Source organism: Herbaspirillum sp. B65 (genome assembly GCF_000333555.1).
GTDB lineage: Bacteria > Pseudomonadota > Gammaproteobacteria > Burkholderiales > Burkholderiaceae_D > Herbaspirillum > Herbaspirillum rubrisubalbicans.
Genome location: NZ_BADI01000238.1, coordinates 1 through 10,300, shown reverse-complemented (window position 1 = coordinate 10,300; position 10,300 = coordinate 1). Strand labels below are relative to the sequence as shown.

Sequence of the window (10,300 nt, the reverse complement as noted above, 5' to 3'; positions counted from 1 at the left end):
CAGTTCACCGCCATTTCATCCAGACCAGTGCCGGAGCGCTGCACGTGGCCAGCATGGGGCACGGTCGGCCGATACTGCTGCTGCACCAGACGCCGCGCTCCTGGGATGAATACCGCGACGTGCTGCCGCTGCTGGGGCAAGCATACCGGGCGATTGCCATCGATACCGTTGGCTTTGGGGATTCCTGCACCTTGCCGCTGCCAGCGCACAGCATCGAGCGCTGGGCGCAATTGGTGCTGGAAGTGATGGACCAGCTTCAACTCGGGCAAGCCGCCGTGGTAGGCCACCATACTGGCGCGGTCACCGCCATGGAACTGGCGGCAGCCGCCCCCGAGCGGGTGGCGGCGCTGGTCCTGTCCTCCTGCCCCTTCAATGACCAGGCACGCCGCAGCGCCCACGCCGGCAAGCGCAACATCGATGAGGTGGTGTGGCGCACCGATGGCAGCCACCTGCAAGAGCTATGGCAGCGCCGCCAGCCCTACTATCCCGCGGGCGACACCGAGCTGCTCACGCGCTTGATGATCGATGCGCTCAAGGCCGGCCCCATGGCTGCGCATGGCCACGTGGTGGTACGCAATTACGTGATGGAGGCGCGCATCGGCCTGGTGTGCTCACCCACGCTGGTCCTGCGCGCCGGTCGCGATCCGCACGCCGCGCCCTATGCCGAACGCATCGCCCAACTCATTGCCGGCAGCCAGCTAGAGACGTTGGAAGAAGGCATGGTGCCCATGCCCGACCAGATCCCTGGGCCGTTTGCGCAGGCGGTGCTGGATTTCTTGCAGCGGGTGTGGCCAATAGCCTGCACGGACGGCGACGCGGCCAGGAGATAAAGTCGCAAACGAAACCACGTCATTGCTCCAAAAACGTAGCGCTGCAATGTTCTGACTTCCGTCGGCAGACCACGGGGAAGGTTTTCCGATTTGGTCTTTTTACTCGCGTGGATCTTGTTGTCCAAAAAGCGTATTGAGCTCCAAGCCAGAGGGGGCTCCGGCCAATCCGCTGAAATTTCCATCGTTCAAGATCGTGCGCGCAGCGCGTTGCGCGCATCCCCACGCCGCACGCGCCAGTGCGCCGCCCAGACTGACACGTCGCACTCCCAGACGCTCCAGGTCCTGCAGCGTCAGCTCCGATGGCCAGCCGATCAGAACATTCACCGGCTTGGGCGCGACGGCTGCCACCACTGCCTTGATCTGCTCGGCAGTCTTGATGCCGGGGGCATATAGACAATCCGCCCCGGCCTCGGCGTAGGCTTTCAGACGGCGCAAGGTATCATCGAGATCGGGCTGCCCGACAAAGAAATTCTCGGCACGTCCAATGAGCAGGACATCTTCACCCGATTCGGCAATGGCCAGCTTGGCCGCACGAATGCGCTCTACTGACTCGGCGATGCTCCTCAAGGGCAGCACAGCGCTTCCTGTGGAGTCTTCTATCGACAGGCCGGCGACGCCGGTATCGATAGCCATCCGCACGCTTTCTGTCACCTCTTCCAAGGTCGCACCAAATCCACTTTCGAAATCGGCGTTGATCGGCAGCTCGGTCGCATCGACCATTTGACGAAGATGCGCGATGGTTTGATCGCGAGATACCTCCCCCTCTGGCCGACCGGTAGACCATGCGTATCCCGAGCTGGTGGTAGCCAGGCATTTGAATCCCATGCTGGCAAGCATCTTGGCGCTGCCCACATCCCAAGGGTTGGGCAAGACAAAGCACCCGCTTTGATGAAGGTGACGGAACGCGGCGCGCCGCTGGGCGATACTGGAGCTGGACATGGGAACTCCTTGCTTTATCAGGTTCTCGATGTTGGATTAATCCCGGATGAAGGCGTAATCCCGCTCGACCTTGCAGATGCGGGTCTTGTAGGCCTGGTACCACTGCTCGCGCCCCAGGCGCTGGGCCATCAGGTGATCGGTGTCGCGCTTCCAGGCAGCGATGGCTTCCAGGCTCTCCCAATAGCAGACAGTGATACCAACCCCTTCCCGCGCCGATTCGATACCCAGAAAGCCTGGCTGGCGCGACGCCGCCTCTACCATCATGTCAGACATCTGACCATAGCCATGATCGCCTTCAGTACGCAAGGAGGTGAAGATGACGGCGTAATAGGGGACGTCACCGGTGGCGGCAATGCTCATGCTCTGGCTCCAGAATCGTGGGAAGGATGGCAGCCGCTTGCTGAGTTCTGCTGCGGCCACCGCAGAGCGCCATTGTGCCCGTTTCCCCAGCAGGGCGCACGCCGGGCTCAACCGATATCGAGCACCAGCCGACCGCGGGTGACGGCACCCGCCTCCAGCATCTGATGGGCAAGCGCGATTTCCTGCATCGGCAACACCCCACTGAGCGCCGGACGCCACACACCACGTTGCGCCAGCTCCACCACCTGTTCCAGCACGGTCTGGTTGTCCTCGATCAGCGCACGCGTGACGGTCACGCCAAACTCCGCACCGCGCTCCCGGATCGGTGCGGCGACCAACCAGACCAGATGGCCGCCACGCCTGAGCAAAGCGTAGGAACGTTCATGGGTGGTGCCACCCACCAGGTCGATCACCACATCCTGATCCCGCACGCCGAAGACATCCTCACGATCATAGGCAATCACTCGCGCTGCGCCCAGAGCAGCCACATAGTCGAGGTTGGCACTGCGGCAGGTGGCCGTCACTTCGGCCCCCAGATGGGCCGCCAATTGCACCATGAGACTGCCCACGGCTCCCGAACCGGCATGGATGAAAACCTTCATCCCGGCGGCGATGGGTGCCGTGCGCATCAGCGCAATCCAGGCGCTGGCCCCTGGCTGCAACAGGGCTGCGGCTTGCTGCATGGATAAGCTATCGGGCTTGCGCACCACCTGTTGCTGCGGCAGTACCGCCTCGGCCAGCGTGGTACCGCGTCCCAGCATGGCAGGCATGACGCAAACCGCATCCCCCGCCTGCAGCCGCTGCACGTCGGCAGCGACCGCCGTGACCACGCCGGCGCCATCGCGCCCAGGCACCTTGGGCAGGGTGAGCGGTACCAGATGCTGCAAGAGGCCGGCGCGCAACTTGGTATCGACCGGCGCCACGCCGGCTGCGTGCATGGCCACACGCACATGACCAGGCAACAAGGGAAGCTCATCGAGCTCGCTGACTTCCAGCACGGAGGGTGGTCCGTAACGGTGATAGGCAATGGCGCGCACGGCAGTATCCGAAGCGTGGAAAAAACACAGCCTGCAGTGTGCGTGCAGGCTGCGGGATGGGTCAAATCCATACTTCTTATATCAAGGATCGATAACGCTCATTGCCGCCTCAATCCTCGCTTTCTTCACGCCCGAACATCTCGATCAACAAACTGCGCAGCCACTGTATGCCCGAGTCAGCCGAAAAGCGCGTATGCGTATAGATGCTCACCGGAATGCGCGGCATCTCCAGCGGCAAGTCCAGCAACACGAAGGCCTCATCGAGGTTATGACGCTCGGCGATGCTGCGCGGCAGGAACAGCGCCAGGTCGGTATGCCGCACGATCTGCGGCGCCACCGTGAAGTGCGGCATTCGCAGCGCGAAGTCACGCTTCACGCCCGCATTGCGCAGCACGTCCTCGGCCAGTTGGTGGCCGGTGGTATTGGTATTGGCGTAGACGTAGCGCAACTGCAGCAGGTTTTCCATGGTCAACGGCTGTCCTGCCAGCGGATGCGCACGGCGCAACATGCAGATGTAATCGTCGTAGAGCACCAACTGGCTCTGACAATCCTCGGGCAAACCCGGCAGGTAGCCGAAGGCCAGGTCGATGTCGCCATTGCGCATGGCCGCGCCCAGGTTTTCCATGGCCATCTGCTGCACTTCGAGGGAGACATGCGGGGCGGCATGGGCCAGCTCTTCCATGAGCATCGGCAGGACGTGGCTACAGGACATGTCCGACATCACCAGGTGGAAGGTGCGCGTGGCGGTGGTCGGGTCGAAGCTGGCGTGGGTATGCAGGGCTTCGTGGATGATGCCCAGCGCACGCGCAATCGGCTCATGCAGGCGGATCGCGGTTTCGGTCGGCACCATGGCGCTGGTGCTGCGCACGAACAAGGGATCATCGAACATCTCGCGCAGACGGCGCAGCGCGTGGCTCACGGCGGGCTGGGTCAGGTGCAGGCGATCGGCAGCCGCGGTGAGGCTGCGCAATTCCCAGATGACGATGAAGGTCTTGAGCAGGTTCAGGTCGACTGCACCGATATTCATTTGCTTCATGCGCGACATTCCAGACAATCATTTGACCCTGGATTTGCCCAGGGTCTATTGTTCATCCCAGGACGCAGGCTGTGGCAAGCGCTGCGTTCTCCCTCTGACCTGCTGATCGACAAGCGCTTGGCGCCAGCACCGATTGCGCAAAGGATAACGGCGCACTGTCTGCGGTGTCATCATTTTTCTGGATGGACCTACCATGAAGCAAGACTTCCGCGAAGCCATGGCGCGCCTTTCGGGCATATTCAAATAGCGATTGACCGAACGCACCGCCCACAAAAAAACCGCCCAGCAAGCCGAGCGGTTTCATCAGCAATCACAAGAACGCCGCAGCGCTACACCGCCAACTGCTGCAAATGCCGGCTCACCGCCTCCAGCACGATGGCATCCACGCCCTCTCCTTGGGTCTGCTCGACGTGCGCCAGAAACGCCTTGCGCATCCGCGGCTCCCAGAAGCGTTTGAGGTGCGTGGCCAGGTCGGCGATGGCCTGGTCGCGATCCGGCATGGTGGAAAAGAAATTGCCAATCTGGTTGGCCATCTTGACCAGGTGTTCGGTATTCATGCGTGCTCTCCTCCTGCTCTGTTCATCAACTGTTTGATCCAAGCCTGTCAAGCTTGCCAGTCCTGCCAATCCTGCATTTCACCGCAAACGCTGTGGCCGCGCATACACCACATGCCCCTGCTTGCGCACGAAGCCCAGCAAGGTCACATCGGTCTCCTCGGCCAGCCGGATCGCCAGTGCAGTCGGGGCCGAGACGGCAGCGATAAAGCCGATGCCTACCGTGGCCGCCTTCTGCACCATCTCATAACTGGCGCGGCTGGTGATGATGGCCGCGCCCTGCGAAAAGTCGGCGCCCTCTTGCGCCAGTGCACCAATGAGCTTGTCCAGCGCATTGTGGCGACCGACATCTTCACGTACCAGCACGATGCGTCCCTCGGCATCCATCCACGCCGCTGCATGGGTGGCGCCGGTCACCTGCTGCAACTGCTGGCGCGACTGCATCTGTTCAAATGCCGCGTGCACCTGCTGCACCGTAAAGAGCGCGCCGGCCGCCACCGCCTGCGGATGCCGCACCGCCTGCTCCAGCGTCTCGGCGCCACACAGGCCGCAACCGGTGCGCCCGGTGAGGTTGCGGCGCTTTTCCTTCAACGCCACGAAGCGTTCGGTGGCAATGCGCATCTGCACCTGCACACCTTCACAGCCGGGCAGGATCTCGCATTCATACAATTCGCCGGGCGCGGCCAGGATGCCTTCGGTGAGCGAAAAACCCAGCGCGAAATCTTCCAGGTCGGTGGGCGTGGCCATCATCACGGCGTGCGAGATGCCGTTGTATTCCAGCGCGATCGGCACTTCCTCGGCCACCACATCGTCCACCGTCTCGCGCTGGCCATCGCGCCAACGATCCACCTGCACATGGGCAAAGGTGGCGTAGTCGCCGCTGGCTTCATCGATGGTGGGGCCGCTGTTGCGGGTATTGCTGTTGCGTGTATTCATGCTGTCCTGCGCGGCTTGGCCGGGCTCGTGTCTGCAAAAAAACTCCTGGGCAGCGCGCACCGGCCTGCGCTGCGCCGTTACTTGGTGACCAGTGGTTCGGCCTGTTTGTCGATCTGCTTGTCACCCTGCTTTTCGCCCTTGAGCAATTCCAGTTGCTCGCGGTTGAAGCGCTCGTAATGCTGCTGCCATTCGGAAGGCTGGGTCACCGGCATCACCTGCACCGCCGTCACCTTGTACTCGGGGCAGTTGGTGGCCCAGTCGGAGTTGTCGGTGGTGATCACGTTGGCGCCCGATTCCGGGAAGTGGAAGGTGGTATAGACCACGCCCGGTTGCACGTTCTCGGTAACGGTGGCGCGCAATACGGTCTGGCCGGCGCGCGATTCCACCCCGACCCAGTCGCCCTCGCGAATGCCACGGTCCTCGGCATCGTGCGGGTGGATTTCCAGCCGGTCTTCGCTATGCCATTGCGAGTTCTCGGTGCGGCGCGTCTGCGCGCCCACGTTGTACTGCGACAGAATGCGGCCGGTGGTCAGAATCAGCGGGTAACGCTGGGTCACCTTCTCGTCGGTGGCGAAGTACTGCGTGTTGATGAACTTGCCCTTGCCCCGGATAAAGCTGCCTACGTGCATGATGGGCGTGCCTTCCGGTGCGGCTTCGTTGCACGGCCACTGGATGCTGCCGAGTTTTTCCAGCTTGTCGTAGCTCACGCCGTGGAAGCTGGGGGTCAGGGCGGCGATTTCATCCATGATCTCCGAGGGGTGATTGTACGGCATCGGATAACCCAGCGCTTCGGCCAGGGCTACCGTGACTTCCCAGTCGGACTTGCCGGCCTTGGGCGGCATCACCTTGCGCACGCGCGAGATGCGGCGCTCGGCATTGGTGAAGGTGCCATCCTTTTCCAGGAAGGACGAACCGGGCAGGAAGACGTGCGCATACTTGGCGGTTTCGTTGAGGAACAGATCCTGCACCACGATGCATTCCATGGCTTGCAAGGCCGCCGCCACATGCTGGGTATTGGGGTCGGACTGGACGATATCTTCACCTTCGCAATACAGACCCTTGAAGCTGCCATCGAGCGCGGCATCGAACATGTTGGGAATGCGCAGGCCCGGCTCAGGATTGAGCGTCACGCCCCAGGCCTGTTCGAACTGACCGCGCACGGTGGAGTCCGAGATGTGGCGATAACCCGGCAGCTCATGCGGGAAGGAACCCATGTCGCAGGAACCCTGCACATTGTTCTGGCCCCGCAGCGGGTTCACACCCACGCCTTCACGACCGACGTTGCCGGTGCACATGGCCAGGTTGGCGATGCCCATCACGGTGGTCGACCCCTGCGCATGTTCGGTCACGCCCAGGCCGTAGTAGATCGCGGCATTGCCGCCGGTGGCATACAGCCGTGCGGCGCCACGGATGGTCTCGGCCGGCACGCCGGTAATGGCCGCCATGGCTTCAGGCGAATTGTCGGCACGCAGGACGAATTCCTTCCAGTCCTGGTAGGACTGCAGATCGCAGCGTTCCTGGATGTAGGCCTCATCCTGCAAGCCCTCGGAGAGAATCACATGCGCCAGCGCGGTGATGATGGCGGTATTGGTACCGGGGCGCAGCTTGAGGTGATAGTCGGCCTGGATGTGCGGCGACTTGACCATCTCGGTGGTGCGCGGGTCGATCACGATCAGCTTGGCGCCCTGGCGCACGCGGCGCTTGATCTGCGAGGCAAAGACCGGGTGGCCGGAAGCCGGGTTGGCACCCATGATGAGGATGACGTCGGAATGCATCACCGATTCAAAGGTCTGGGTGCCCGCCGACTCGCCCAGGGTCTGCTTCAAGCCATAGCCGGTGGGCGAATGGCACACCCGCGCGCAGGTATCGACGTTGTTGTTACCGAAGGCGGCGCGCACCAGCTTCTGCACCAGGTAGGTCTCTTCATTGGTACAACGCGAAGAGGTGATGCCGCCGATGGAATCCTTACCATGCTTGGCCTGGATGCGGCGGAACTCGCTGGCCGCATAGGACAGCGCTTCTTCCCACGACACTTCGCGCCATGGGTCGTTGATGCTCTTGCGGATCATGGGGTTCAAGATGCGGTCCTTGTGGGTCGCATAGCCCCAGGCGAAACGGCCCTTGACACAGGAGTGGCCCTGGTTGGCCTTGCCATCCTTGTACGGCACCATGCGTACCACTTCATTGCCCTTCATCTCGGCCTTGAAGGAGCAGCCCACGCCGCAATAGGCGCAGGTGGTGACCTTGCTGTGCTCGGCCTGGCCCAGCATGATGACGGTCTTCTCGGTCAAGGTGGCGGTCGGGCAAGCCTCGACGCAGGCGCCGCAGGAGACGCATTCGGATTCCATGAAGGCTTCCATCTGCCCGGCCGAGACCCGCGATTCGAAACCGCGCCCGTTGATGGTCAGTGCAAAGGTGCCTTGGGTTTCTTCGCAGGCGCGCACGCAGCGGTGNCAGACGATGCACTTGGAAGGGTCATAGGTGAAGTAGGGATTGGATTCATCCTTCTTCATCTTGGTGTGGTTCTCCCCCTCGTAGCCATAGCGCACTTCACGCAGGCCGACCACGCCGGCCATGTCCTGCAGTTCGCAGTTGCCGTTGGTGGGACAGGTCAGGCAATCCAGCGGATGGTCGGAGATGTAGAGCTCCATCACGCCGCGGCGGATCTCGGCCAGCTTGGGCGTTTGCGTCTGCACCTTCATGCCGGGTTCGCAGGGCGTGGTGCAGGAGGCTGGATAGCCCTTCATCCTGCGACCATCCTTTTCGATTTCCACCAGGCACAGGCGGCAGGAACCGAAGGGTTCCAGGCTATCGGTGGCGCACAGCTTGGGCACGTTGATACCGGCCTCGACCGAGGCGCGCATCACCGAGGTGCCGGCCGGCACCGTCACCTGCACGCCGTCGATCTCCAGCGTGACCATCTGTTCCGAGGCACGTGCGGGGGTGCCGTAATCCGTTTCATTGAGCTGGTTCATGTTGCAACTCCTCTGCATTCGGTAATGGGGTCAGGCCGCCTGTTGGCTGGGCGCGCCGAAGTCTTCCGGGAAATGGTTCAGCGCCGAGAGCACCGGGAACGGCGTCATGCCGCCCATGGCACAGAGCGAACCGTTGAGCATGGTGTCGCACAGGCTCTTGAGCAGATGCACTTGCTGCCCGCGATCCTGGTTGGCGATGATCTTGTCGATCACTTCCACGCCACGGGTGGAACCGATGCGGCAAGGTGTGCACTTGCCGCAGGACTCGACTGCACAGAATTGCATGGCATAGCGGGCTTGCTTGACCATATCGACACTATCGTCAAAAGCGACCAGCCCGCCATGTCCGATCATGGCGCCTATCGCGGAGAAAGCTTCATAATCGAGCGGCGTATCGAATTGCGAGGGGGGGAGATAAGCGCCCAGCGGCCCACCCATCTGCACCGCACGCAGCGGACGACCACTGGCACTGCCGCCGCCGAAGTCTTCCAGCAACTGGCGTAGCGTCAGACCGAAAGCCTTTTCCACCAGGCCGCCCTGCTTGATGTTGCCGGCCAACTGGAATGGCAGCGTGCCATGCGAGCGGCCCACGCCATAGTTCTTGTAGAACTCCGCCCCCCGCGCCAGGATCACCGGCACCGAAGCCAGCGAGATCAGGTTGTTGATCACGGTGGGCTTGCCGAACAAACCCTCCAGCGCCGGCAACGGCGGCTTGGCGCGCACCACGCCGCGCTTGCCTTCCAGGCTCTCCAGCATGGCGGTTTCTTCGCCGCAGATGTAGGCGCCGGCGCCCTTGCGTACTTCCAGGTGGAAGGACTTGCCGGAGCCGAGGATGTTGTGGCCCAGGTAGCCGCGCGCGGTGGCGATGGCGATGGCTTCGTTCATCGTCGCAATCGAGTGCGGATATTCGGAGCGCACATAGACATAGCCTGCGGTAGCGCCCACGGCCAGGGCCGCAATGGTCATGCCCTCGATCAGGGTGAAGGGATCGTCTTCCATGATCATGCGATCCGAGAAGGTGCCGGAGTCGCCCTCATCGGCATTGCAGACCACGTACTTCTGCGTGGCCGGCGCGCGCAACACGGTCTGCCACTTGATGCCGGTGGGGAAGGCGGCACCGCCCCGACCGCGCAGGCCGGAGGCGATCATCTCCTCGACGATGGCTTCCGGGGTCTTGGCCAGGGCATTCTTGAGGCCGACATAACCTTCATAGGCCAGGTAATCCTCCAGCGACAGCGGATCGATGATGCCCACCCGGGCGAAGGTCAGGCGCTCCTGATTCTTGAGGAAGGGGATCTCTTCGGTCAGGCCCAGGTGCAGCCTGTGCTGGCCTCCCGCGAGCAACCCGGCATCGAAGAGGCTGCCCACATCCTCGGCTGCCACCGGCCCATAGGCCACGCGTCCGGCCGCGGTGGCCACTTCCACCAGCGGCTCCAGCCAGAACATGCCGCGCGAGCCATTGCGCACCAGCTTGATGCTCTGGCCGCGTTGGTCCGCCTCGGCGCGAATGGCCTCGGCCACTTGGTTGGCGCCCAAGGCCAGTGCGGTGGAGTCGCGCGGCACGTAAATGGTGACGATATCCTGGGTGCTCATCATGCCTCCCGCTTGGCCTGGATCAGGCGCTGAATTATCG

Annotated in this window: 10 protein-coding genes; 1 reads left to right on the top strand and 9 read right to left on the bottom strand. The window is 62.7% G+C overall.

Features of this window, described 5'->3' with window-relative positions; translation table 11 throughout:
• The coding region (locus I5W_RS06255) for an alpha/beta fold hydrolase (RefSeq protein WP_085946768.1) at window positions 1–830 on the top strand (830 nt) is incomplete at its 5' end.
• 99 nt (window positions 831–929) lie between these two features.
• On the opposite strand, the gene I5W_RS06250 is transcribed toward I5W_RS06255, so the two are convergent.
• The 9 genes from I5W_RS06250 to I5W_RS06215 all read right to left on the bottom strand — a co-directional run bounded on the left by I5W_RS06250 (window position 930) and on the right by I5W_RS06215 (window position 10,260).
• On the bottom strand, window positions 930–1,769 hold the full coding sequence (locus tag I5W_RS06250; protein WP_044528590.1) for an isocitrate lyase/PEP mutase family protein: 840 nt from the start codon (window positions 1,767–1,769) through the stop codon (window positions 930–932).
• A gap of 36 nt (window positions 1,770–1,805) precedes the next feature.
• Window positions 1,806–2,129, bottom strand: coding sequence for an antibiotic biosynthesis monooxygenase family protein (locus I5W_RS06245; protein ID WP_017454100.1), 324 nt, complete (start codon window positions 2,127–2,129; stop codon window positions 1,806–1,808).
• A gap of 107 nt (window positions 2,130–2,236) precedes the next feature.
• On the bottom strand, window positions 2,237–3,166 hold the full coding sequence (locus I5W_RS06240) for an NADP-dependent oxidoreductase (protein ID WP_044528589.1): 930 nt from the start codon (window positions 3,164–3,166) through the stop codon (window positions 2,237–2,239).
• Window positions 3,167–3,275: 109 nt separating this feature from the next.
• Entirely contained in the window at window positions 3,276–4,202 is a 927-nt protein-coding gene (locus tag I5W_RS06235) for a LysR family transcriptional regulator (RefSeq protein ID WP_017454098.1), read from the bottom strand.
• A 52-nt stretch (window positions 4,203–4,254) separates the two neighbouring features.
• Window positions 4,255–4,506, bottom strand: a complete 252-nt coding sequence (locus I5W_RS31080; protein WP_148289043.1) for a hypothetical protein — start codon at window positions 4,504–4,506, stop codon at window positions 4,255–4,257.
• Window positions 4,507–4,531: 25 nt separating this feature from the next.
• Complete coding sequence (locus tag I5W_RS06230) at window positions 4,532–4,759, bottom strand: formate dehydrogenase subunit delta (RefSeq protein WP_044528588.1); 228 nt, start codon at window positions 4,757–4,759, stop codon at window positions 4,532–4,534.
• Between the two features lie 78 nt (window positions 4,760–4,837).
• Window positions 4,838–5,692: a formate dehydrogenase accessory sulfurtransferase FdhD gene (gene fdhD, locus I5W_RS06225; RefSeq protein ID WP_044528587.1), complete on the bottom strand. Its 855-nt coding sequence runs from the start codon at window positions 5,690–5,692 to the stop codon at window positions 4,838–4,840.
• Window positions 5,693–5,769: 77 nt separating this feature from the next.
• Window positions 5,770–8,667, bottom strand: coding sequence for a formate dehydrogenase subunit alpha (fdhF, locus tag I5W_RS06220; RefSeq protein ID WP_044528586.1), 2,898 nt, complete (start codon window positions 8,665–8,667; stop codon window positions 5,770–5,772).
• Between the two features lie 30 nt (window positions 8,668–8,697).
• Complete coding sequence (locus I5W_RS06215) at window positions 8,698–10,260, bottom strand: formate dehydrogenase beta subunit (RefSeq protein ID WP_044528591.1); 1,563 nt, start codon at window positions 10,258–10,260, stop codon at window positions 8,698–8,700.
• Window positions 10,261–10,300 lie beyond the last annotated feature (40 nt).

Coding starts and splice junctions, on each gene's coding strand:
- I5W_RS06230 (WP_044528588.1), bottom strand. CDS start 4,759: ATGAATACCGAACACCTGGTCAAGATGGCCAACCAGATTGGCAATTTC.
- I5W_RS31080 (WP_148289043.1), bottom strand. CDS start 4,506: ATGAAACCGCTCGGCTTGCTGGGCGGTTTTTTTGTGGGCGGTGCGTTC.
- I5W_RS06245 (WP_017454100.1), bottom strand. CDS start 2,129: ATGAGCATTGCCGCCACCGGTGACGTCCCCTATTACGCCGTCATCTTC.
- fdhD (WP_044528587.1), bottom strand. CDS start 5,692: ATGAATACACGCAACAGCAATACCCGCAACAGCGGCCCCACCATCGAT.
- I5W_RS06215 (WP_044528591.1), bottom strand. CDS start 10,260: ATGAGCACCCAGGATATCGTCACCATTTACGTGCCGCGCGACTCCACC.
- I5W_RS06250 (WP_044528590.1), bottom strand. CDS start 1,769: ATGTCCAGCTCCAGTATCGCCCAGCGGCGCGCCGCGTTCCGTCACCTT.
- I5W_RS06235 (WP_017454098.1), bottom strand. CDS start 4,202: ATGAAGCAAATGAATATCGGTGCAGTCGACCTGAACCTGCTCAAGACC.